20 protein-coding genes are annotated in these 24,054 nt (G+C 39.2%); 12 read left to right on the top strand and 8 right to left on the bottom strand.

Features of this window, described 5'->3' with window-relative positions; translation table 11 throughout:
• Window positions 1-258 (bottom strand): accessory factor UbiK family protein, encoded by a 258-nt coding sequence (locus J7R13_RS02585; RefSeq protein WP_208432496.1) that lies wholly within the window; start codon window positions 256-258, stop codon window positions 1-3.
• Window positions 259-521: 263 nt separating this feature from the next.
• On the opposite strand from J7R13_RS02585, the gene lgt reads away from it, so the two are divergent.
• From lgt to J7R13_RS02565, 4 genes are all read left to right on the top strand, one after another.
• Window positions 522-1,400 carry a prolipoprotein diacylglyceryl transferase gene (gene lgt, locus J7R13_RS02580; protein ID WP_208437345.1) on the top strand — a complete coding sequence of 293 codons (879 nt, stop codon included), beginning with the start codon at window positions 522-524 and terminating at the stop codon, window positions 1,398-1,400.
• Entirely contained in the window at window positions 1,375-2,454 is a 1,080-nt protein-coding gene (locus tag J7R13_RS02575) for a class I SAM-dependent methyltransferase (RefSeq protein WP_208437344.1), read from the top strand. Before lgt ends, J7R13_RS02575 begins: the two co-directional genes overlap by 26 nt.
• Before the next feature lie 101 nt (window positions 2,455-2,555).
• Window positions 2,556-3,338, top strand: coding sequence for a peptidoglycan editing factor PgeF (gene pgeF / locus J7R13_RS02570; RefSeq protein WP_208437343.1), 783 nt, complete (start codon window positions 2,556-2,558; stop codon window positions 3,336-3,338).
• A 472-nt stretch (window positions 3,339-3,810) separates the two neighbouring features.
• Entirely contained in the window at window positions 3,811-4,743 is a 933-nt protein-coding gene (locus J7R13_RS02565; RefSeq protein WP_208434082.1) for a ribose-phosphate pyrophosphokinase, read from the top strand.
• On the opposite strand, the gene J7R13_RS02560 is transcribed toward J7R13_RS02565, so the two are convergent.
• On the bottom strand, window positions 4,740-6,239 hold the full coding sequence (locus J7R13_RS02560) for a helicase HerA domain-containing protein (RefSeq protein ID WP_208437342.1): 1,500 nt from the start codon (window positions 6,237-6,239) through the stop codon (window positions 4,740-4,742). The genes J7R13_RS02565 and J7R13_RS02560 overlap by 4 nt on opposite strands.
• Window positions 6,240-6,525: 286 nt before the next feature.
• On the opposite strand from J7R13_RS02560, the gene J7R13_RS02555 reads away from it, so the two are divergent.
• Complete coding sequence (locus J7R13_RS02555) at window positions 6,526-7,152, top strand: 50S ribosomal protein L25/general stress protein Ctc (RefSeq protein ID WP_004859614.1); 627 nt, start codon at window positions 6,526-6,528, stop codon at window positions 7,150-7,152.
• A gap of 79 nt (window positions 7,153-7,231) precedes the next feature.
• A complete protein-coding gene (gene pth, locus J7R13_RS02550; protein ID WP_208437341.1) occupies window positions 7,232-7,831 on the top strand; it encodes an aminoacyl-tRNA hydrolase in 600 nt (199 codons plus the stop codon).
• A 122-nt stretch (window positions 7,832-7,953) separates the two neighbouring features.
• Here the strand turns inward: pth and J7R13_RS02545 are convergent, their stop codons facing one another.
• On the bottom strand, window positions 7,954-8,703 hold the full coding sequence (locus J7R13_RS02545) for a L,D-transpeptidase (protein ID WP_208437340.1): 750 nt from the start codon (window positions 8,701-8,703) through the stop codon (window positions 7,954-7,956).
• A gap of 262 nt (window positions 8,704-8,965) precedes the next feature.
• Between J7R13_RS02545 and ychF the strand changes: the two genes are divergently transcribed.
• Window positions 8,966-10,069, top strand: a complete 1,104-nt coding sequence (ychF, locus tag J7R13_RS02540) for a redox-regulated ATPase YchF (RefSeq protein WP_208437339.1) — start codon at window positions 8,966-8,968, stop codon at window positions 10,067-10,069.
• 782 nt (window positions 10,070-10,851) lie between these two features.
• Here ychF and J7R13_RS02535 read toward each other — a convergent pair.
• The 4 genes from J7R13_RS02535 to petA form a co-directional block, all read right to left on the bottom strand.
• A complete protein-coding gene (locus J7R13_RS02535) occupies window positions 10,852-11,292 on the bottom strand; it encodes a PRC-barrel domain-containing protein (RefSeq protein WP_208437338.1) in 441 nt (146 codons plus the stop codon).
• Between the two features lie 112 nt (window positions 11,293-11,404).
• Complete coding sequence (locus J7R13_RS02530) at window positions 11,405-12,283, bottom strand: cytochrome c1 (RefSeq protein WP_208437337.1); 879 nt, start codon at window positions 12,281-12,283, stop codon at window positions 11,405-11,407.
• Window positions 12,277-13,533 carry a cytochrome b gene (locus J7R13_RS02525; protein ID WP_208437336.1) on the bottom strand — a complete coding sequence of 419 codons (1,257 nt, stop codon included), beginning with the start codon at window positions 13,531-13,533 and terminating at the stop codon, window positions 12,277-12,279. Before J7R13_RS02525 ends, J7R13_RS02530 begins: the two co-directional genes overlap by 7 nt.
• Window positions 13,534-13,537: 4 nt before the next feature.
• Window positions 13,538-14,086 (bottom strand): ubiquinol-cytochrome c reductase iron-sulfur subunit, encoded by a 549-nt coding sequence (gene petA, locus J7R13_RS02520; RefSeq protein WP_208437335.1) that lies wholly within the window; start codon window positions 14,084-14,086, stop codon window positions 13,538-13,540.
• A gap of 817 nt (window positions 14,087-14,903) precedes the next feature.
• On the opposite strand from petA, the gene J7R13_RS02515 reads away from it, so the two are divergent.
• On the top strand, window positions 14,904-15,380 hold the full coding sequence (locus J7R13_RS02515; RefSeq protein ID WP_208434089.1) for a tRNA (cytidine(34)-2'-O)-methyltransferase: 477 nt from the start codon (window positions 14,904-14,906) through the stop codon (window positions 15,378-15,380).
• Between the two features lie 325 nt (window positions 15,381-15,705).
• Here the strand turns inward: J7R13_RS02515 and J7R13_RS02510 are convergent, their stop codons facing one another.
• Window positions 15,706-16,959 (bottom strand): CCA tRNA nucleotidyltransferase, encoded by a 1,254-nt coding sequence (locus tag J7R13_RS02510; protein WP_208437334.1) that lies wholly within the window; start codon window positions 16,957-16,959, stop codon window positions 15,706-15,708.
• A gap of 246 nt (window positions 16,960-17,205) precedes the next feature.
• Between J7R13_RS02510 and J7R13_RS02505 the strand changes: the two genes are divergently transcribed.
• The 4 genes from J7R13_RS02505 to J7R13_RS02490 are packed head-to-tail and all read left to right on the top strand — an operon-like array spanning window position 17,206 to window position 24,045.
• A complete protein-coding gene (locus tag J7R13_RS02505) occupies window positions 17,206-18,237 on the top strand; it encodes an AAA family ATPase (protein ID WP_208437333.1) in 1,032 nt (343 codons plus the stop codon).
• Window positions 18,237-19,148, top strand: a complete 912-nt coding sequence (locus J7R13_RS02500; protein ID WP_208437332.1) for a DUF58 domain-containing protein — start codon at window positions 18,237-18,239, stop codon at window positions 19,146-19,148. Before J7R13_RS02505 ends, J7R13_RS02500 begins: the two co-directional genes overlap by 1 nt.
• Window positions 19,145-21,952 (top strand): DUF4159 domain-containing protein, encoded by a 2,808-nt coding sequence (locus J7R13_RS02495; RefSeq protein WP_208437331.1) that lies wholly within the window; start codon window positions 19,145-19,147, stop codon window positions 21,950-21,952. Before J7R13_RS02500 ends, J7R13_RS02495 begins: the two co-directional genes overlap by 4 nt.
• Window positions 21,949-24,045, top strand: coding sequence for a glutamine amidotransferase (locus tag J7R13_RS02490; RefSeq protein WP_208437330.1), 2,097 nt, complete (start codon window positions 21,949-21,951; stop codon window positions 24,043-24,045). Before J7R13_RS02495 ends, J7R13_RS02490 begins: the two co-directional genes overlap by 4 nt.
• Window positions 24,046-24,054 lie beyond the last annotated feature (9 nt).

Genomic DNA, 24,054 nt, shown 5'->3' with positions numbered 1-24,054 from the left:
TTACTTTTTTCGGGTTTGCGCTTTTTCCAAATCATCGAGGCGCCCTTTCAAATCAGCATTGTCGGCATGTGCTTTCAGCACCATCTCCTTAAACGTTTCAAATTCTTCACGTGAAACAAGATCAAGTTTGTTGGCTATCTTTTCAGCCTGAAAACGAAAAGCTGTTCCAGCTTCACGTCGTATACCTTGCACAACATCAGCGGCATCCGTTGCTAATTTTGCCAATTCATCAAGAATACGGTTTGATCCATTACGCATAATGTTTTTCCTTACATTTTAATTATTGACACACGCACTATAACGCATTTTCATAACATTTAGATACTGCATTTGTTCCTTTTATCCGATAGATTTTATCTTACCATGCAGATTTTTCTCTGAAATTTTTTTTAAGTCTTTTTACACTTCTTTTACCACATATAAACTAGTGAAAACCTATTACCCTTCTGACTTGACCATTGTGTATTCATCTGTCATTTCTGTCCACCATGTAACTTCATATAATGTAAAATGCTTAACTCATGAACAGTCTTTCTTGTCCAGCCATTGCTTTTCCATCTTTTCTCGACCCCGTAATTATCCACTTAGGTCCTGTAGCTCTTCATTGGTACGGATTTGGGTACGTGGTGGGCATTCTTTTTGCTTGGTGGTATGCACAAAAACTATTAAAAAAACAATCCCTATGGCATGCAAATCAGCCTCCCATGGACAACCAGACGATTGGAGATTTTGTTGTCTGGTCTGCTATCAGCGTCGTTGTTGGTGGCCGCTTAGGACAAGTGCTTGTATGGGATCCCATTTATTATTTTAGCCATCCAAACGCCATTATCGCAGTATGGGATGGAGGAATGTCGTTTCATGGTGGGCTTGTTGCCATCATCATTGCAATGATCTGGTTTGCTCGTAAAAACAATATCAGCATACAAGCAATGTTTGATATAATTGCGGCAGGTGCCCCTATTGGTATTGGCATTGTACGAATATGCAACTTCATTAACCAAGAACTATGGGGTAATATTACCACATACCCTTGGGCTGTTTGCTTTCCCTTAGATCCTTACTATTTACCACGCCATCCAAGCCAACTTTATGAAGCGTTTATGGAAGGATTTCTTCTCTTCATCATCTTATTTATTCTTATTTTTGCTTTCAAAGCATTAAAACGCCCTGGTGCCGTATCAGGAATATTCATCATAGGCTATGCAATAGCACGCAGTATTTCAGAGATTTACCGTGCACCTCAAGAAGATCCAGAATGGTTTTCTACCCTTTTCCATTCTATGGGGTTTACCTATGGCATGGCTTTATCTCTTCCCATGCTTGTTTTGGGATTTTATCTCCTTTTCCGAGCCTTCAAACACAAATCTACAGAAAATGGCTACTCTCAAAGAAAAAATTAAGGAAATTATCGCGCTTAATGGGCCAATCACTGTCAGTCAATATATGACATTAGCACTCACAGACCCCCAGTTTGGCTACTATCAAACACAAACACCCTTTGGGAGAGCTGGTGATTTCATTACAGCACCTGAAATAAGCCAGTTATTTGGAGAGATGATTGGCATTTGGACTCTTGCAAACTGGAAAGCTCAAGGTTGTCCCAATCCTTTCATCCTCGCCGAAATAGGTCCAGGACGTGGAACTTTGATGGATGATATTTTGCGCACCATTCAAAAATTATCCACCACAGCATTTAATGCTGCTGAAATTTTTCTTATTGAAATAAGTAAACAGCTTGCAAAAGAACAAAAGAAACGTCTTTTACCTTATAAAAAACAAATCTACAATATTGAAAGTTTTGATAAAATCCCTTCAAAACCTCTCTTCTTAATTGCCAATGAGTTCTTCGATACACTCCCCATCAACCAATATATTAAAGTCAAAGGAGAATGGAAAGAACGTCGCATTACAATCAATCAAGATGGAAACTTCATATTTATTGCTGCCCCAAGAAAACTTCCTTCTTCTTGCTTACAATCCTACTGTTCTGAAATACCTGATGGAACAATTTTTGAACATGCACCCTCACGGCATCAATTAATGCAACAAATCAGTAACCATTTGATACAAATGAAAGGTTCTGCTTTACTTATTGATTATGGAGCTTCTGATCTTGCATTTGGTGATACGCTGCAAGCAATCTCAAAACATAAATTTCGTGATATTTTTGATGCTCCCGGTGAACATGATTTAACATCACATGTTTGTTTTTTCTTTTTAAAAAAAGTCGCCCTTGAACAAGGCTGCTTTGCTGAAATTCTACAACAAGGAGATTTCCTTTTAAAAATGGGACTGCTGGAACGCGCAGCACAGCTTGGAGTCGGCAAAAGTGTTACAGTGCAAAACAAAATTCACCAAGATATCGAACGATTAGCCGGCCCAGATCAAATGGGTAAATTGTTTAAAGTCTTATATGTGAGTGATAAAAACATACCATTGCCACCTAGATTGTGACTACCAACAATAGTACGCCCAGTAATAATACGCATTGACAAATATAAACATCTCACACACCATTCTCACTTGAAAAATAACCATCCACATAAGGAACTTTTATGAATCCTGTGCTTCATCCCATCCTTGCAAAAGATCTTTCTGCTTTACACCCGTATGGGATAAGGCATGGTTTTTTTACACGTCAAGGTGGGGTTTCTAAAAGCCTTTATCAAAGCCTTAATGTTGGACAAAGTTCAAATGATCACCCTAAAAATATTGCACAAAACCGCATTTTAATCGCTGATTATTTTGATGTTGAAGTACAAAGTTTAATCACTGTCAATCAAATACATTCTTGTGAAATTGTAGTGGTTAATCAAGCTTTTGTTGATGAGCCTCCTAAAGCTGATGCTCTTGTTACAACCATGCCAGAACTCATAATCGGCATTCTCACAGCAGATTGTGGACCAGTTCTGTTTGCTGATCCCAAAGCAGGTGTCATCGCTGCAGCACACGCTGGCTGGCGAGGAAGCTTAAATGGAATTATAGAAAAAACAATTTCTGTTATGGAAGAACAAGGAGCCAAAAGACAATCAATAACAGCAGTCCTTGGACCTTGTATTGGTCCTTGCCACTACGAAGTAACAAGCGAGTTTTACAAGCAATTTATTGATTGCCAGAATAAGTTCCAAAAATATTTTTTAAAAACAGATAAAGTAAATCACTTTCACTTCAACCTATGGGCATTCATTATGAATCAACTACAAGAAGCAGGAGTTCATGCTTCTTGTGTGGAGCTTTGCACCTACCAAGATGAACAGCACTTTTTCTCCTATCGTCGTGCAACACACCGCAACGAACCTGATTATGGACGGCAAATTTCTGCTATTATGCTGAAATAATAAAACCTTTTTGCAAAAGAGAAGACCAAAACTACAAAATAAAATTTCTACTTAAATAAAACAATAAGACCTCTTACACTGTGCTTTTTTTAATAATTCATTAACGTACAAAATGTGAATGTTTTGGCTATTATTATTTTCAATATTGGATTGTGATGATTAAGTTTAAGAGAAATTCTTTTTAACAGCGGCTTCCCTTGGTCCATTTCACACATAAGAAACCGCTCATATTGAAGCTATTCTTTTATAAAGAAAGTAAAAAAAGCTTAATCAATATGTATCTTTTTCTCCATGGATAGAAAACATTGCTCTAAAAATAACAAAAATCTTGGAAAAAGAAAAAACAAAATGCATCCCTCTTTAATAATGATAGATAAAATTGTAATGCTTTCGTAATTGTTTCCTTGCAATCTGGTGACAAGAAGTTAAAAGGCGTTGTCGCACTCTACTGTGATTATTCAGAGGTTCTACCATGAAACTTTTCTGCGGAAATTCTAATCCACGTTTAGCTGAAGATGTTACAAGTTATTTAAACATCCCATTAGGTAAAGCAACTGTGAAGCGCTTTGCTGATCAAGAAATTTTCGTAGAATTACATGAAAATGTCCGCGGACAAGATGTGTTTGTTTTGCAATCCACCTCCTATCCTGCAAACGATCATTTGATGGAATTGCTCATCATGATTGATGCTCTTCGCCGTTCTTCAGCGCGTCGTATCACAGCTGTTATACCCTATTTTGGTTACGCTCGCCAAGACCGTAAACCTGGACCAAGGACCCCCATTTCAGCAAAACTTGTTGCCAATCTGATTACTGAAGCAGGAGCCCATCGTGTTTTAACATTGGATCTTCATGCAGGACAAATTCAAGGTTTTTTTGATATTCCAACGGATAATCTCTATGCGGTTCCTGTTATTTCTCGCGATGTCAAGATCCATTACCCCCTTGAAAATGTAATTGTTGTTTCACCTGATGTCGGTGGAGTGGTGCGCGCGCGCTCACTTGCCAAGCGCTTAAACAGTTTGCTAGCTATTGTTGATAAACGTCGTGAACGTGCTGGTGAATCAGAGGTTATGAATATCATTGGAGATGTATCTGGAAAAGATTGTCTTTTGCTCGATGATATTGTTGATTCAGGTGGAACGCTATGCAATGCAGCAAGTGCTCTCCTTAAACACGGTGCCAATAGCGTCACCGCTTACATCACACACGGTGTTCTTTCTGGGAATGCTATCGAACGCATTACAAATTCAGAAATGAAAGAATTGGTTATTACAGATTCAATTATGCCAACACAAGTAATTGAAAAGGCACATAATATTCGTGTTCTGCCAATTGCCGACTTAATTGGAGAAGCAATTGCAAGAACAGCAGCTGAACAATCTGTTTCAAGCTTATTTGGTTAAACTGGTGCCTTGGGATCTCCTAGTGCTGTTTCTACACCAAGCTCAGGGAAAGCTATAATACGTTGACCACTCAAATGTGTATGAATGACAATAAGTCCACGCTCTTCAAAGTAGGTTAAAAGTCGACGTGCACGACTTAAAGAATGGGTTCCATAAAGACGTGCCAAAAATGCATCTGATGGGCATGGTTGTCCGCTTAAAGCGGCTTGTGCTACATTCAAAAAAACACCTTGGACATCGTCTTCCAAACTTTCCGATAGATGTAAAACGCGTTTCCAGCTTTCACTAATAGCGATTTTTTCGTCAACACAAGCCTGAGCAATAGCTAATTTACGCCGAAATTGCGAAAGGTTTAAAAAATCTCCTGAGTGACCATGAATACGGCAACGAACCAAAAAATCTTGATAAAGCACCGCGGTTGAACGATAAGAAGCCTCGGGATCATCAAGAATTTCCCGAATAACACGTTCTGCTTGGTTATCACGATCAACAATAGACAGTTCAGGAAATAAGTCTGGTTCTTCTTCTAATAACTCTTGTTTTTTATGCACAGCCTCTTCTAACATCTCATGAATTGATTTTTCTTTTACCAACTCTCGTGATTGTTTAAATGGAATTAAAATTTCCTCCGGTGAAGCAGTAAAAACAAGCTCTTTTACATCAATCCGCTCTGTTGGAAGCGGCATTAATTTTGGGCTAGAAGAACGTGCCAATGTTTCAACAGGACCAATAATAATTGGTAAGGAACGCCTTGATAAAGCGGGGCCTAAAGCTATAAAATGACCGCGCTCAAGGTCTCTGAACATTTCCGCTTGGCGACGCTCCATTCCCAAAAGATCAGCAGCACGCACCATATCAATATCTAAAAAAGTTCGCCCTATTAAAAAATTTGAGGCTTCAGCAGCTACGTTTTTGGCAAGTTTAGCCAAACGCTGTGTAGCAATGACACCCGCAAGACCACGTTTGCGCCCTCTACACATAAGATTAGTCATAGCACTCAGTGAAATTTTACGCGCTTCATCAGAAACTTCTCCTGCCGCAGCTGGAGCAAATAATTGTGCTTCATCAACAACAACGAGCATGGGATACCAATAATCACGTTCCACATCAAACAATGCACCAAGAAAAGCCCCCACAGCGCGCATCTGTTGTTCAGTATCCAAACCTTCAAGATTGAACACCACCGAAACCCGATGTTGACGAATGCGTTGAGCAATACGTGTCAATTCTAGTTCACTGCATTGAGCCTCAACAATAACATGACCAAATTTATCTGCTAAAGTGACAAAATCACCCTCTGGATCAATCACGCAATGTTGTACCCATGAAGCGCTTTGTTCAAGAAGGCGGCGAAGAAGATGTGATTTTCCTGAACCGGAATTGCCTTGCACAAGAAGACGCGTCGCCAATAATTCTTCTAAATCAACAAAAGCCGGTACAGATTTACACAAAGCACGACATTCTGCCATCTCACCCAAGGCAATCTCAACCTTCATAGCATCTCCAGTATTTGATTTTGAATATATCAGCAAGTGAAGTTATTTATTCTCCATCTAAACTATGCTTGTAACATTTCCTCTCTCTAAACGATAGAAATCATCGATTTTTCCCACAACTCTTGCATCTGTGAATAGTTTGAATTATAGAAAAACTTCTGCGTAGACACCCTTGGAGGCAACGCAGAATGGAGCAATCGCTGCTTGGCAGTGCATATCTTCATATTCATGCAAAAACTGTTGTTGGTTTTTGATGGATCTCCAATCATGTAAAAGGACTTAAATCATGAGCAAAAGCTACACTCTTAAGGCCGAGATACGCGAGCGGGTTGGTAAGGGGTCCTCCCGTGAACTTCGCCGCAACGGTCTCATTCCTGCTGTCATTTATGGTGAAAAACAGCCTCCTTTGGCAATCGCAGTTCCCTATAAAGAAATTTTCCACAAAATTCACGCCGGTGGTTTTCGTACCACTGTTGCAACTATTGCAATTGGCAAACAAAAAGTTACGGTTTTACCAAAAGATTACCAATTGGACCCCGTGCGTGACTTTCCCTTACATGTAGATTTCCTGCGTATTTCAGCAAAATCTGTTGTGGAAGTGAATATTCCTGTACACTTCCTCAATGAAGACACAGCTCCTGGACTTAAAAAAGGAGGCGTCCTCAATATTGTTCGACACGAAATTGAATGTATCGCTCCAGCAAATGCTATCCCTGAAGCAATTGAGATTGATCTCTCCAGCTACTCTATTGGTGATTCTATCCATATTTCAGCAGTGCAACTGCCAAAAGATGTTACTCCAGTCATCCAAGACCGGGACTTTACTATTGCAACCATCGCAGCTCCTGCTGGCATGGATGTCAGTGATGAACCTTCCGAACAAGAAAATGACGAGAACAACAAAGAAACTTGATAAGTTTTAGCAGGCGGGAATTTTCCCGCCTTAACTTTTTAGACATTTATTAACCGCTCACACTTTACTGAAGGTGCACATGTGGCTTATTGCTGGCCTTGGCAATCCTGGTTCACAATACAAAAATAACCGCCATAATATCGGATTCATGGCTGTTGATGCTATTTACCAATCTTTTTCTTTTTCTCCATGGTCAAAAAAATTTCAAGCCGAAATTGCCAACGGTCTCATAAATGGTGAAAAAACTTTTCTTATAAAACCTCAAACATTCATGAATCTTTCTGGCCAAGCTATTGGTGAAGCCTTACGATTTTATAAATTAGATTTGAAGAATTTGATCATCATTTGTGATGAGCTAGATTTACCGCCAGGAAAAGTACGTGTAAAAGTTGGTGGAGGAAATAATGGACATAATGGTATAAAGTCTATTGATGCCCATTGCGGGAATGATTACTGCCGTGTACGATTAGGAATCGGGCACCCTGGAACCAAAGAACTTGTTCATCAGCATGTTTTAGGAAATTTTACAAAATCTGACCAAGAATGGCTCCCTCCTCTTTTAGAGGCAATCGCAAAAAGCATTGCTTCTCTCATAAAAGGTAACAAAGTCCTCTTTATGAACGAAATTTCACAAACAATGAAAAACAAAGATCTTCACAATAACAACCCATTTCGCTAGAACATAAAACATAATCAATACTACTTAGTACAATTCTTGCGCATAGCACTTTTTTGAGAGAGCTCATTAGCAGAAAGCCCAAAATGATCGAATAACACTAAATAAGCTTATCCTCCTTGGAATTAAAAAATTTCACTTGAATTTGGATTGATTGTTGACTGTAATGGATCGTAAACTTTTGATTGTTGACTTAAAACACGAGATCTACTCTCACCATTTTGCAACACCACTACACGCGAACCAGTGGGAACACGATCATAAAGATCAATAATATCTTGATTGAGCAAACGTATACACCCGCTTGAAATAGCATGGCCAATTGACCACGACTCGTGTGAACCGTGAATGCGGAAAAGTGTATCTTGTCCATTTTTGAAAAGATAAAGTGCTCGTGCCCCCAATGGATTATCAGGACCCGGTGGCATTCCTTTCCCCAAATGACCATAACGTTCTGGTTCTCGAGCCATCATTGCCGCTGTAGGAGCCCAATTTGGCCATCGGCGTTTGCGCTGCACAACCCCCTCACCTTCAAACGCCAACCCTTCTTTACCAACCCCGATACCGTAACGCAAAGCTTGCCCATTTTCACCAATAAGGTAAAGAAAACGCTCCTGCGTATCTATAACCAATGTACCAGGTGGATAAGACGTATAATAAATTACTTTTTGACGCCAAAATTTTGGCTCAATTGTCGAAAGATCAACAGCAGGCAATAAATAAGGCTCATTTGTTACAGGGCCGTACAAAGCCTGCATCTCTGCTGGGATGTATCGAACTTGTTGAGAAGAAACAAACGACATATCCGACTGACGCGTAGCACATCCAACCAAAGCCAAAGGTACTGCAATTAAAAAGGCAAGACGAGATAACACTCTTATATTTTCTCCAATTAATTTTTTATGTAGATTTGCATACTATGAAAAACTTAGCACATTGTTAACGTTAATTCTGAATTCTCTTACTGATATAAGATAGGGAGTATTTAGAATATGGCAAAAAAACAGATTCGTTTATCGACATAGACTTTTTTTTTATCTACAGCAACAGGAGACTATGACTCTTCTCAAAATATGCTATAGAACTTTCTAAAAAGTTTTATCTTGACCATAAAATCAATAGAAAAGAAAGACATTCATGGGTTTTAAATGCGGTATTGTGGGATTACCCAATGTTGGTAAATCAACCCTTTTTAATGCATTAACAAAAACAGCGACAGCACAAGCTGCCAATTATCCTTTTTGTACGATCGAGCCCAACACGGGCGAAGTTGCAGTTCCAGATTTGCGAATGGAAAAAATTGCCTCTATCGCTGGTTCAAAAGAAATCATTCCCACACGCATCAGTTTCGTTGATATTGCCGGACTTGTACGTGGCGCTTCAAAAGGTGAAGGTTTAGGTAATAAATTTTTAGCCAATATTCGCGAAGTCGATGCCATTATCCACGTTTTACGCTGTTTTCAAGATGAAGATATTACCCATGTAGAAGGACGCATTGATCCCGTTTCTGATGCCACAACTGTTGAAACGGAACTCATGCTCGCGGATCTTGAAAGTCTTGAGCGGAGAATCGTACAAATCCGTAAACGTGCAACCGGAAAAGATAAAGAAGCTCTAATAATTCTTCCCGTTATGGAAGCAGCATTAAACTTGCTGCAGAAAGGAAGTCCCGTCCGGTTATTACTTAAAAATATCTCTTCCGATGAACGCCGCATCCTTGAAAGTTTGAATCTTTTAACTTCCAAACCTGTACTTTATGTGTGCAATGTAAGTGAAAATGACGCCGCTCATGGAAATAGCTTTACCCAAACGGTTGAGAAAATGGCAACAGAGCAAAACGCTCAAAGCATTATCATTTCTGCTTCCATCGAAGCTGAAATTACCCAACTTAATGATGCAGAAGCCTCAGAGTATCTTAATGCCCTAGAACTCTTCGAACCGAGTCTCAATCGCCTCATTCGCGCTGGTTATCATTTGCTTAACCTCATTACTTATTTCACCTGTGGTCCTAAAGAAACACGAGCTTGGACAATTACGCGTGGCACGAAAGCACCCCAAGCAGCTGGCGTAATTCACTCAGATTTTGAACGTGGCTTTATTCGTGCTCAAACCATCAGCTACGATGATTATATTGCTCTAGGTGGAGAAAATGGCGCAAAAGAAGCAGGCAAAGCCCGCGATGAAGGCAAAGAATACGTTGTGCAAGACGGCGATATTATATTATTTAAACATAACACCTAATACCGATTTCGTCTTATTTTACATTTATGAAGCAAACAACAAAGTGTTTTTTTAATGGAGAATACCCCTTACGAAGAATGGCACATTATTATATTATTCATTCACGCACTTGCCTTAAAGAAATATCTCTCGTTTTACCCTTAACCCTATTTCATAGTACTATCTGTGACGGGTATAAGCTGGCGTCATTTTTTTTTGCAAACTCCAAATGATGCAACTATTCTTGCATTAAGATAATTCATGTGAGGCATTTCTATTCCTTTCTTAAACGGCTTTTATCTACACGTTATTTCCTCTTGGTGAAAGACAAGAGAATGATTTTTCTGCTTCATCAAAAGAGAGGATGAAATGAGAGAATATCCCTGTCTTCAAGACTCTCACTCAAGGTGCATAACGATGAATTATCTTCATAAATAAGTTATCCAATATAAAGAACATCTTGTTTTGTGAATCTTTTAAAAGATGAGGATGCACAAATGAATATAAGGGATAGGATTTTCATCACTACCTCTCTTTAAGAATTAAGAACTCTGTTTGAGGCATTTTTTAGCGCTGTTAAACATTCAAAGTATTTTTTTCCCAAAAAAACAAAACCGTTAAAGAATTCTTTGATCTCATCACAATCATTAAATTTTAATATAGATTTGCCTTTCATATCTTAAAAAAGAAAATAGCTTCTTGCATAAAATTCTTGCAAAACCTTCAAAAAGGCCCTACGAAAAAACAGTGCCACCATATATATGATAGCAACTGTTCTAGTCATAGAAAATGAAAATACGAAATTAGCGTGCCCAATGTCCTTCATATTTAAATGTAGGAGCTTCCTTTAGGGAATCTTTTGTTGCATTCGTAATAAGTTTCCACTTGCCATAATCGTTTGTCATCTGGATTGTTTCTGGAGAAACGACAACATAACTCTCCCCTATACCAAGGAAACCACCAACTGCAATAACAAATCCCGCAATGTTATTTTCACGCAGAATAATATCTTTTACTTCACCAATATTTTCATCTTCTATATTGTATACATTTGCACCAATAAGGCTTGAAGCAACAAAATCAGTTGCTAAAGGTGTAACATAACGCACAGACATATCTGAACCAACCTGTACGACACCCGTCGAAGAAATCATTTCAGGTGTAGAAGGTACTGGGAAAGACTGAGCATAAGTACTAGAAGCCATCAAAACTGACATAAGAGTAGTATAGGCAATTTTTTTCATTTTAACATCTCCGTTTTTACTTTGCTTTTACTTAACAAAGTCTCAATGCATCACGCTCAGATTTGTTCCCTATACTCCTTTCAAGACCAGAAGCCCTAAGCTTTTCTCTTTTTCAGTCTTTTGTCTTCTCCTCCAATTTTTCTTCTAAACCCTGCCAAATACGGGATTTTAAAATATAAACAAGCCATGCAAAAATGATAAGAAATAAAATAACACAAAAACCAGTTTTTTTACGAATCTCCATGTGGGGATCAGCAGCCCACATCAAAAAAGCAGAAACATCACGTGCATAATGTTCAACTGTTTCGGGAGTGCCATCCTCATAAGCAACAACTCCATCACTCAAAGGAGGCGCCATAGTTAAAGAATCACTACTAATAAAATAAGGATTATACCAATAACCATCAGCAATTTCTGTATTCTCTGGTGCTTTCTGATATCCTGTTAAAAGAGCAGTAATATAATCTGAACCGGCAGTGTTATAATGAGTCAATATGTCAGAAATAACAGCAGGAAATGGCAAAGATACGGCACGTGCACGTGCCATCAGTGATAAATCGGGAGGATAAGCGCCGTTATGAATAAACCTTGCTTCTTCTTCATTCGCAAAGGGAGAAGGAAAAGTGTCTGTTGCAACACCTGCGCGTTTAAAAAATTTCCCTTCTCGATTAGGGCCATCACTCACTTCATATTGCCCCGCAAAAGCCTTAATCTGTTCCTGATCATAGCCAAGCGCCTTTAAATCGCGAAAAGCCACATATTTTAGCCCATGGCAACTAGAACAAACCTGTTTATAAATTTTTAATCCACGCCGCAATTGCGCTTTATCATAAACCCCGAATGGCCTTGAAAAGCTCCATTCCTGTTTTTTAGGAGAGCGCAAGGGGAAAGAAATAAACTCCTTCTTTGTATCAGAGATACTACCAGCAACACTGTGAAAAGAAAAACTCATCACTGTTATAAAAATCAATCCAATAAAAACATTTACCATAGTATATTTTTTTTCTGTTTCATATCTTCAGTAATTGAAGAAGGAAGAGAAGCACTCTTTTCAAAAGAGGGCAGGATCGGTAAAATAATCAAAAAGAATATAAAATAATACGCCGTAGCCAATTGCGTCCATAAAAGAGTGCTGTCACTGATCTCTTGTGAACCAAGCCAACCAAGAAAAATAACATCGACAATTAACGCCCAAAAGAAAATTTTATAAACAGGTCGATACCTTGCGGAACATATTTTAGAGCGATCTAACCATGGAACAAAAATTAAAACGAAAACCGAACCAGCTAAGAGAACAACACCCACAAAAGTTGATGAAAGAGCACCAATATTAAACGTTATAGCACGCAGCATCGAATAAAAAGGCAAAAAATACCACTCCGGCACCACACGAAGAGGCGCCTTTAAAGGATCAGCAACGCTATAATTTTCAGCCTGTCCCATATAATCAGGCATATAAAACAAAAACCAAGCAAAAAAGATCAAAAAAACAGTAATGGCAAAAATATCTTTGATAAGGGCATAGGACGCAAAAGGAACAGTTTCTTTATCTGATTGTATTGCAAGGCCGGTTGGATTACCCTGCCCAACTTGGTGGAGTGCAAAAATATGTAGCCCCACAAAAAAAAGTAGAACAAATGACAATAAATAATGAAAAACATAAAAACGGTTCAAGGTTGGTTGTCCTACGCTATAACCACCAAGAAATGTTTCATGCAACCACATCCCCACTAAAGGAATAGCTTTTAAAAGGCCTGCAACCACTGAAGCTGCTGAAACAGACATCATCCCCCAAACCAGCACATAACCAAAAAATGCTATTGCCATCATGATGATATAAATGCAAATGCCCGTGATCCAAACCATTTCTCGCATATTTTTATAAGAACCATAATAAAGACTACGTGCTAAATGGATATAAACAGCAATAAAAAAGAACGAAGATCCTACACAATGCCATGGACGAAAAAGCCAACCAAACTGCCCTTCACGCCTAAAACGTTCACCAGTTTCAAAAGCTAAATGAATATCTGGCACATAATGCAGTGCTAATACAATACCGGTTAAAAGCTGTGATAAAAGCATAACGGTCAAAATACCGCCAAATGTATAAAAATAATTAAGATTACGTGGAACAGGAAAAATGATAAATACATTATAAAAAAGTCGAGGAAGAGGTAAGCGCTTATCAAACCAACGGGCAAGAGCACTTTTAGGAAAATAAGAAGGAAATTTTGTCATCACTTTATCCTATTTTCAGCAAAGTATCAGAAAGAAATTGATAAGGCGGAATGGCTAAATTATAGGGTGCTGGCCCTGAGCGCACTCTTCCAGCTGTATCATAAACAGCACCATGACATGGACACAACCATCCCCCAAATTTACCTGATTGTCCAAGTGTTACACAGCCTAAATGCGTACAAAGATTAATGAGAATAAGCCAATTCTCACGCCCCTCGCCCGCAGAACGCGCGAAATCCGTCGCTTCTTCTTCACCTTCAAGATTAGGGTTACGCGCCTTACGATCTCTAAGAATATCCAATGTGGTAGCACGAGCTTCAGCAATTTCTTTCGCTGTACGGTTGCGAATAACAACAGGCTGTCCACGCCACCTGACTGTCACCGACATACCCTCTTCAATACCAGAAAGATCAACCTCAACAGAAGAAGATGCCAAAACAGCCTCATCAGGGCGCATTTGACAGATAAAAGGCCATACAACTGCACCAATTCCAACTGCCCCTGTAACACCTGTTACCAAAAACAGAAAATCGCGTCTTGTCTGCTCACTCATTACCTTAACTAAAGGATCCTATCCCCTAAAAAATTTTTTACCATACCCTTCCCCATTACACAATCCCTGATCATTCAATCTCCTAAACCATAAAAATATCTCTAAAAAACTTTTTACCATTTGTATGATTTGTCCTCTTTTGTCTTTCCTTAACTAAACGCAATTTCAACCAATAATTGAGCACCAACATCCCCCATATTTGCTATCTTCAACACTCTTTTATTTTTAAAATCCTACATTTGGAAATTATAATTTTCTTGTTTCAATCGTAGACGCAACTTCAACATCCTCAAGCTCTATAAAGAAATATTATCAGATATATTACCTGCTACAGCTAACCTATTTACTGCGAAACCTCAAAACTCTTTTGATTTTCAACTCACTAAATATTCTACTATTGCTTCTACCAACAATATCGAAATTCTGCGTTTAATCTGCTTTATCACCTCATCGAAATCATAAAGCTTATTTGATAACTGGTATGACCCCACGAACTATCTTTATTGTTAATCGAATTCTCACACTGATAAGTACCAAGCTTATGCAATAAAATGTTGCGAGAAAAATAAACCTGAACATTCTTTGATAGGACATATTTTTGTAATCATCCAAATCTGTATTGGAACGCATTAACCATAATCATCTTTCACTGCTCATGCTTTGCTCATCTCACAACAAATCTAGATGCATAGCTTTCCTTGAAATCTAAAGTGAATAACAGATAAACAGAAAAACCACATGCTTCTCAATTATATTTTTTTAAGTAAGATACAGAGCTTCTTTACAAACACGAAGGAAAAATCATACTACATAGAATATGACACTTCACATTGCTCTTTTTCAACCCGATATTGCTGGCAATACTGGAACGATTTTGCGTCTTAGCGCCTGTTTTGGTTTACATGTGCACATTATTGAACCCGCAGGCTTTAATCTGTCAGATCGCAACCTCAAACGAGCAGGGTTGGATTATCTTGAATACGCCTCATTAGAGCGACACATTGATTGGCAACATTTTATAAAAACCATGAGACACTTTAACCGCCGTCTTTTACTTTTAAGTACAAAGGCAAAAACATGCTATACGCAGGTATGCTATCAGAAAAACGACGTTTTACTTTTTGGTCGTGAATCGGCCGGAGTTCCTGATTATATTCATAAAGCCGTTGACTATGCGCTGAAAATTCCCATGCAACCACACGCACGTTCTCTCAATCTTGCAATGAGCGTCGCTATAACAACAGGAGAAGCGCTTCGCCAAATTGGTTATAATGAAAAAAGAGAAACTTCATAAAGAAAATACAAAAATCTCATTAAGGGATTCAATAGATTGATAAAAACGCCTCGTGTATTGTACATATCCCATAGCTTTCAAAAAAACGAAATCGCCACATTTTCCGAAGACTTACAATACCCTTAAAATTTGATAATCTTCAATTATACTTCTGGTATAATCCTCCAAAACACCTTCACAAATCATCAGGGGAAAACTGCATAGAACTACATGAAAATCAGAGTGTGTATAACCTTCATTGCACTATTTCCGCTATCAATAATCAAGCAACTACAAACAAACCTAATATTAAAAAATAACAAAAGCGTCTTTATAAAAATTCATATTACAAATTAATTTTTTCTAATAATGCATGACGATCCATTAAAAATCCGCTTTCAATCCATATCACTTCTAGCTCTTTGAGCTTTTTTCCTAAAAGGACTCCTTTACAAAAACCTTTTTTTATCAAATCCCCTCCTTTAACAGGAAACGTCGGAATCTGCCATTTTTGTGCAAGCTGGTAAAGTCTAATATAATCTTCTGCTTTTTGCGAAGTCCCATTTCCCCCAAAAGTATCAGTATGTGCTACTGCCACAGATAAAGATAACTGATCTAAAACCGGCTGACGACCATGAAAATAAATTAATTTTTGCACAACACCATCTGAACAATTTTGACTAATCGTTTTTAACTCTGCCCATTCCTTTAACCGCATTGTTTCTTTATGAGAAAAACGCAAGCGATGCGCCATTTCATGAAGACGTGCGGGATCAGGAGGAAGAAGACTTTCCAGCCGTAACAACGGATCGATCTTCCAACCAAAAGCCTGTTCTGCTTTCACCAATGAATGAATTTCATCAATTCCCCATTTTTCTGTTTCAGGGAGAATGCGTGTTAAAATTCCACTTTGACGCATCCATAAAAGAGCACGTGTCGGATCTGAAGCAGCGAGAAGCTTTTTCATTTCTCCCCAAATACGCTCAGCTGAAAGTTTTTGCAGACCATCTTTTAAATAAACACATGCTTTCAACCCCTGCACATCAGGTCTTCCTGCTCCATACCAAGCAAAAAAGCGAAAAAAACGCAAAATACGTAAATAATCTTCGCGAATACGATTTTCTGCAATACCAATAAAACGCACCGTGCGGCTGGCAATATCATCCAAACCTCCCACATCATCATAAAGCTGCCCAGCAGCATCACAATAAAGCGCATTAATCGTAAAATCCCGCCGTTCAGCATCTTTTTGCCAATCGCGACCGAATACCACTTTTGCATGACGACCATCCGTTTCAATATCAGAGCGAAGTGTTGTTATTTCGTAAGAACACGACTGAGAAACCACAGTCACTGTACCAAACGCAACGCCTGTAGGAATAGCTTTAAATCCTGCTTCTTCTACCCGCACTATAACCTGTTGTGGCAAACAGGTTGTCGCAATATCAATATCACTAATAGGCTGCCCTAACAACTGATTGCGCACTGCCCCCCCCACAACACGCGCCTCTTCACCCTCCAAAGATAAAATACGAAGAAGTGTTTGGACGTCACTATGCTGCAACCACTTAACCTGTTTAAAACTTTGTCTTATACTCACCCTTTAAACCTTTCAAAAAATTGTCCTCATTGTCTTAACCAGATATCTTCATAAGAACAATATTTCTAAGCTATCCTTTATACAACACATCTATTTGTTCCAAATAGATTACTCTGTGTATGTGCAAATATAAAAAAACAACATATTACACTTCTTTTCTTCTTATTTTCTGTTACAAATTATAAAATATTCATTATCATGCAGAAAAAATCAGTGATTTTGCAACAGATGCCTTAAGGAAGAAATATGAGTCAACCTGATATATCATCCAATTCTCTTAAAGAGGCTAATATCAATCATGAAGCCCAAGAAGTTATTAATGATATTGATACAGCACACAAAGAATTGGATATTTTACAACAAGAAATTGATAAAGTTATTTTTGGACAAAATCATGTGATTGAATACGCTTTAATAGCTATTTTCGCTGGTGGACACACCCTTCTCGTCGGTGCTCCAGGACTTGCTAAAACGCGTCTTGTTGAAACTTTGGGAACGGTATTAGGACTTGATGAAAAACGCATTCAATTTACCCCCGATTTGATGCCATCAGACATTATCGGTTCTGAAATTATGGATTCAGATGAAAATGGTAAACGTTCCTTCCGCTATGCTCAAGGCCCTATTTTCACTCAACTTCTCATGGCTGATGAAATTAATCGCGCCTCTCCTCGCACACAATCAGCTCTTTTACAAGCCATGCAAGAATATCATGTCACTGTCGCTGGTAACCGTTATGATTTACCACAACCTTTTCATGTACTTGCAACCCAAAATCCTTTTGAGCAGGAAGGAACCTACCCACTTCCTGAAGCACAACTGGATCGCTTTTTAATGCAAATTGACATTGACTATCCTGACCTAACCACAGAACGACGTATTATTTTAGAAACAACGAGAGAGAAAAACAAAAAAGCAAAACCGATTTTGTCAACGCAAAAACTGCAAAAGATTCAAAAGATCGTTCGTAAAATGCCACTCTCAGAAAATATTATAGAAGCCATTTTAAAGATCGTCCGTTCAGCCCGCCCCCATAAAGATAACACTCTTGCAAATGCTTATATTGCTTGGGGACCTGGTCCTCGAGCATCGCAAGCACTTTCACTTTGTGTCCGCGCCCGTGCTCTTTATCATGGGCGTTTAGCTCCTTCACTTGATGATGTTGAAGCATTAGCCCACCCCGTATTACAACACCGCATGGCACTCAATTTTTCCGCACATGCTGAAAATATAACAGTAAAAGATGTTATCAATGATCTCGTGAAAGACGCCCTCTGATGGCTATTGGTAAAAAAGTTTCAAAACAGTCTCCAATGTCCCTTGCGGTTAAACTGCATGAAGATGCTGCGAAGATGCCATATTTTCTTCTACAAGCACGTCAAATCGCTAAAACACTGATATCTGGATGGCACGGGCAACGTAAACGCGGCAACGGAGAAAATTTTTGGCAATTTCGCCCTTATGTTGAGGGGGAATCCATTACACGCATTGACTGGCGCCGCTCAGCACGTGATGAACATACTTACCTACGCGAACACGAATGGCAAATGACACAGACAGTGTGGCTTTGGCCTGATCAAAGTCCATCTATGCATTACTGTTCGCGCTTTTCCAAAATCTCTAAGGGTGATCATGCCATTATTCTTACCCTTGCATTAGCATCACTTCTAGCACAAAGCGGTGAACGTATTGCTATCCCTAACTTAATGCCCCCTACAATGGCATCCAATGTACTAGAACGGATGGCATTAGCTTTGGCAAATCATCAAAGTGAAAATCCATTTCCAAACTTTTCAACGATTACACGTTTTTCACATGCTATCATAATAAGCGACTTTCTTGATCATCCTGAAAAAATCATCCAACATTTAACCATTTTATCCACAAAACAGGTCACTGCTCATTTAATTGAAATTGCCGATCCCGCAGAAGAAAACTTTCCCTACAAGGGTCGCACAGAATTTTCTGATCCTGAAACAAAAGAAAAGCATATTTTCGGAAAAGCAGAGAACCTTCGTAAGCACTATTGCAAACTGTATCAAGCAAGGCGACAAGAATTAGCAAATTTTTGCTCACGCCAAGGATGGTCCTATCACGTGAGTACAACAAACCAGCCCTTCAAAGAAACCATTTTGCATCTTGCAAACAAAATGGGGGGCTCTTCATCTCATAGCAGGAGGTTGCTTTGAGTTTTGCTGCTCCTCTGCTGTTACTAGGACTTTTATCCCTACCAGTCATTTGGTGGTTGTTGCGGATAACACCTCCATCCCCGCGTAAAGAGCTCTTTCCTCCTTTGCGCTTTCTACCAAAACCAACGGATCAGCAAGAAACCGCAAACCATACACCTTGGTGGTTACTGTTATTACGGTTAACCATAGCAGCACTCATTATTATCGCTTCGGCACAACCCACTTGGAATCAAAAGCCAATTACATTCTCTGGGTCTCATCCCCTTGCACTCATTATCGACAATGGATGGGCGTCAGCGAAAGAATGGGAAAAACGCATTTCTGTTGCCAAAACTCTCCTTGCACAAGCAGAAAAACACCAAAAAGATATTTATTTACTTGCAACTGCTGAAGATGATACCTCCCATATAGGCCCCCTGCCCGCGCAAGCCATAAAACAACATTTAATGCATTTGCAGCCCCGCCCTTGGGCCGTCAATCGTATGCCAGCGCTAAAAAAACTCATTGAAATAACCAAAGGCGACCCTCTTGATATTGCTTACTTAAGTGATGGATTACAAATAAGTGACGGTGATCAAACTTTCGCTCTTATTGAACAATTAAAACCCAAAACATTCTTATGGTACTCAGCTGATATTTCTGATTTAATTGGCATAGCGGCCATAGAAAATAACAATGGAAACATGGTAGCACGCGTCATCCGTCCAACGACACATGGCAAAACTCCAGCCACGCTAAGCCTTTACGATGCAAACAATCAATTGCTCGGACAATTTACAACAAACTTTCCTGAGGGAGAAACAACAACGCTTGTTCCTTTTAATGTACCACTTGAACTCCACAATGATATTGCTTGGATGAAAATCAATAACCAAGCGCATGCTGCTGCTACCTTCTTAGTAGGCAGCCACAATAGAGTGAACCGTGTTGCTCTCCTTTCACCAAGTACTAATGAAATGGTACAGCCTTTACTCTCTCCATTTTACTACATTATCAAAGCATTACAAAGCGATACACAGCTTATAACAGCCGATGGAAGAGAACTTTCAGCTGATATTGATCACTTACTTAAACAAAATCCTTCTGTTTTCATTATGGGGGATATTGTGAACATATCAAAAGAAGCAGAAAAAAAGCTGTCTAACTTCGTAAATAAAGGAGGAACACTCATTCGCTTTGCAGGAGAGAATCTGAGTAGTGCAGAACACTATGATAGCCTACTACCGGTACCACTGCGTCCTGGTAAACGTTCTCTTGGAAGTATTATGTCTTGGACCAAACCGCAAAAACTTGCGCCTTTTGCAAAAAATAGCTTCTTCTTCGATCTCCCTTTTCCAGAAGATGTCACTGTCACACGCCAAATCTTAGCAGAACCAAGCTCAGATCTTTTTGAAAAAACATGGCTCAGTCTTTCTGATGGAACACCTCTTATTACAGCAACGCGTCGCGGCAAAGGAACGCTCATTCTTATTCATATCGCTCCCGATCCCACATGGTCAAATCTTCCACTTTCTGGCTTTTTTGCACAAATGTTGCAAAAACTGATCACATTGAGTGCCTATGAAAACACAAACCCAACACACATAAAAAAAGGAACAGCAATACAAAATCCTTGGCGAACAGTGAGTGCCGACGGGCAATTACAAAGACCTCCTTCCCATGTTGTTCCACTAGTCCTTGATGCCCAAGATCCGCCCCTTCCTTCCTATCATACCCCACCTGGACTCTATGGCGTTAAAAATAATTTTTATGCACTCAATCTCTTAAATCATGCATCACACTTGATAAAGCAATCATCATTACCATCCTCTTTAAGCAAAAGTCCTTTATCTTACGATACTAAAGAAAAACATCTTACTGGCCCACTTTTAGGATTAGCTCTCTTATTATTTACCTTTGACAATTTTCTCATGTTATGGATGGGAGGCGCTTTTTTTCTCAACCGGCAGCGCAATATGCTTCTTTTCCTCCCTCTTACAATAGGTCTCATCACCTTATTTTCCCATGATCCAACAGTTCATGCACAAGGTACAGAAAATCATAATGAAATCATAATACAAGCAGCTGGTGCTACACATCTTGCTTACGTGATAACGAATAATCATGAAATTGATACAACGAGTAAAAGTGGTCTAGAAGCCTTAAGCAAATTTATTGCAGAACGTACAATGCTCTCGCCAAGCTCTGTGATAGCACTTGATCTCGATAAAGATGAGCTCTCCTTCTACCCTCTCATTTACTGGCCAATTGATGCTAACAGTCCTGTACCAACTTCAAAAAGCCTTGAAAAAATAAATAACTTCATGAAACACGGAGGCACCATTTTATTTGACACGCGTGATCAGATAAATACCAACCTTAATCTTGAAGGAGCGGCCACCCCTGCTACACAAAGATTACGAACCATCTTAAAGGGATTGAACATTCCAACCATTGAACCAGCATCGACCGATCATGTTATTGCGCGCTCTTTTTATATTATGCCTGATTTCCCTGGCCTCTATCGTGGCTCACCTTTGTGGGTTGAAACATCATCAACAAATAAAAAAAACAAAAGTTCTCTTGCCACCGGTGATAATGTAAGTTCCCTTCTGATCACCGCGAATAACTTTTCTGGTGCTTGGGCACTAAATGAAAAAGGCATGTGGAAATACCCACTTATTCCTAATGATCCAATGCAACGCCTATGGGCATTTCGTGCAGGATTAAACATTGTTATCTATGTGCTTACAGGAAACTATAAAGCTGACCAAGTTCATGTTCCAGCACTCTTAGAACGCTTTAAAAGAGAAAGAAGGCAATGATAGCATTCATCACTTTTCAGCCTTTTTTACCACTCTCTTGGATTCTCCTCTTAAGTGGATTATCTACCGTGTTCGTCATTATTGGCTTTGTTACACAACGCCAAGGCTCTTTATTGCGGCTGATGGCATTGTTCTCATTGATTCTTGCTCTGCTTAATCCCATGATCATAAAAGAGCAACGTGAACCAGTTAAAAGCACTGTAGGCATTGTCATTGATCGCAGCAAAAGCCAAACATTTGGCACACGCACAAGTGATAGTGACACAGCACGCGCGCAATTAACCAATGCATTGGCGCATTATCCGCAATTTGAACCACGATTTATTGAGGCTGGAAAACTTGCTGATAATCAATATGCCCACTCAACAAATTTGTTTAATGCCTTAACACAAGCGCTATCTGATGTCCCACCATCTCGTTATGCAGGTACAATCTTCATCACTGATGGGCAAGTCCATGACATTCCGCCTCTCTCAGAACTTCACCATAAAGCACCTGTCAATGCCCTTATAACAGGAAGATCAGATGAATTTGACCGCCAAATCAAATTTATTTCTCCTCCCCGCTTTGCCCTTATTAACAAACCACAAATGCTCTCCATCTTGGTAGAAGATAAAGGAAAACCCAAAGAATCTCTACCAACGCAAGCAGACATTACTATAAGTATCAATGGACAAGAAGTTGGCCATTATACTGTAACTCCTGGTATTATTTTTCAAACTGAAATCACTCTTCTTCATGCTGAAAAAAACATCATCCAAGTTACTACTAATGCGCACAAAGGTGAATTAAGCTTTGAAAACAACCGTGCCATAACTATTATTGAAGGAATCAGAGAAAATTTGCGTGTCCTCCTTATTTCAGGAGCACCTTACAATGGTGAACGGACATGGCGTGATCTTTTGAAAGGTGATTCCAATATTGATCTTGTTCATTTTACTATTTTGCGTCCTCCGAACAAAGCAGATAATACGCCATTGAGCCAATTATCACTTGTAGTCTTTCCTACAAGAAAACTCTTTGTTGAAGAGATCGGGAATTTTGATCTCATCATCCTTGACGGCTACCAACATTCTGCTGTTCTTCCATTAATCTATTATGATTATATCGCGCAATATGTACAAAAGGGTGGCGCGTTGCTAATGGTAACAGGGCCTGAATTTACTCAACAAAACTCGCTTGCGAAAACACCTTTAATAAGCATCCTGCCCGCACTACCAAATGGTGTTATTATTCAAAAACCTTTTCGCCCCCAATTAACTAAAGACGGTGAACGTCATCCTGTCACAAGAGGGCTTGCAACACCCACTGATCCAGCCTCTCAGTGGGGGCAATGGATGCGACAAATTGCCATTCAAAACAGACACAAAGGCACTTCTCTCATGAAAGGAGCTGATGAACAACCACTTTTACTTCTTTCCCATGTTGGTAAAGGACGTGTAGGCATGTTACTCTCCGACGAAAGTTGGCTGTGGGCAAGAGGCTTTGAAGGAGGAGGACCTTATGCAGCTCTTTATCGCCGAATTGCCCATTGGCTTATGAAAGAACCAGAACTTGAAGAAGAAAAGTTAAGTACCACCAGCGACCAACATCGTTTAATGATTCACCGCCAAACGCTCAAAGATCACCCAGAGCCAGCCGAAATAACTTTTCCTTCTGGAAAAAAAGAAAATATTATCCTTACAAAAGAACAAGAAGGTGTCTTTACAGCAACTATTAATACGAATGAAACAGGGATTTTTACCATCAAAAATGGCAATCTAACAGCGCTTTCTTCTGTAGGGATATTTGATAATCTCGAATTGTTTGACTTAATTTCAACGGAAGAAAAATTAGCCCCTATCAGTAAACACACTGGCGGACATATCACGCGTTTATACAACAAAGAAAGAGGAAGCATTCATCTTCCTCCTCTCAAGGTAATTCAATCCCCAAAAAGCCCAACATCTCTTTCTTCTCATTCAATTATTCTGAAAGAAGCAACACAGACCCGTTTAATCAATACTTTTCATTTTTCGATCTTTTCCGGTTTCTTTGCACTCCTTGCTTGTCTTTTACTATTAAACAGCATGTGGTATCGTGAAAGCCGTTAAAAAACTTGA

The organism is Bartonella taylorii 8TBB, assembly GCF_902825155.1.
In the GTDB taxonomy this organism is placed as follows: Bacteria; Pseudomonadota; Alphaproteobacteria; order Rhizobiales; family Rhizobiaceae; genus Bartonella; species Bartonella taylorii_A.
Note: the sequence above shows the minus strand (reverse complement) of the source record. Positions and strands in the feature narration are given on the sequence as shown.

Coding starts and splice junctions, on each gene's coding strand:
- lgt (WP_208437345.1), top strand. CDS start 522: ATGAACAGTCTTTCTTGTCCAGCCATTGCTTTTCCATCTTTTCTCGAC.
- J7R13_RS02515 (WP_208434089.1), top strand. CDS start 14,904: ATGACACTTCACATTGCTCTTTTTCAACCCGATATTGCTGGCAATACT.
- ychF (WP_208437339.1), top strand. CDS start 8,966: ATGGGTTTTAAATGCGGTATTGTGGGATTACCCAATGTTGGTAAATCA.
- pth (WP_208437341.1), top strand. CDS start 7,232: ATGTGGCTTATTGCTGGCCTTGGCAATCCTGGTTCACAATACAAAAAT.
- J7R13_RS02535 (WP_208437338.1), bottom strand. CDS start 11,292: ATGAAAAAAATTGCCTATACTACTCTTATGTCAGTTTTGATGGCTTCT.
- pgeF (WP_208437343.1), top strand. CDS start 2,556: ATGAATCCTGTGCTTCATCCCATCCTTGCAAAAGATCTTTCTGCTTTA.
- petA (WP_208437335.1), bottom strand. CDS start 14,086: ATGAGTGAGCAGACAAGACGCGATTTTCTGTTTTTGGTAACAGGTGTT.
- J7R13_RS02560 (WP_208437342.1), bottom strand. CDS start 6,239: ATGAAGGTTGAGATTGCCTTGGGTGAGATGGCAGAATGTCGTGCTTTG.
- J7R13_RS02525 (WP_208437336.1), bottom strand. CDS start 13,533: ATGACAAAATTTCCTTCTTATTTTCCTAAAAGTGCTCTTGCCCGTTGG.
- J7R13_RS02490 (WP_208437330.1), top strand. CDS start 21,949: ATGATAGCATTCATCACTTTTCAGCCTTTTTTACCACTCTCTTGGATT.
- J7R13_RS02500 (WP_208437332.1), top strand. CDS start 18,237: ATGGCTATTGGTAAAAAAGTTTCAAAACAGTCTCCAATGTCCCTTGCG.
- J7R13_RS02555 (WP_004859614.1), top strand. CDS start 6,526: ATGAGCAAAAGCTACACTCTTAAGGCCGAGATACGCGAGCGGGTTGGT.
- J7R13_RS02505 (WP_208437333.1), top strand. CDS start 17,206: ATGAGTCAACCTGATATATCATCCAATTCTCTTAAAGAGGCTAATATC.
- J7R13_RS02565 (WP_208434082.1), top strand. CDS start 3,811: ATGAAACTTTTCTGCGGAAATTCTAATCCACGTTTAGCTGAAGATGTT.
- J7R13_RS02575 (WP_208437344.1), top strand. CDS start 1,375: ATGGCTACTCTCAAAGAAAAAATTAAGGAAATTATCGCGCTTAATGGG.
- J7R13_RS02530 (WP_208437337.1), bottom strand. CDS start 12,283: ATGGTAAATGTTTTTATTGGATTGATTTTTATAACAGTGATGAGTTTT.
- J7R13_RS02585 (WP_208432496.1), bottom strand. CDS start 258: ATGCGTAATGGATCAAACCGTATTCTTGATGAATTGGCAAAATTAGCA.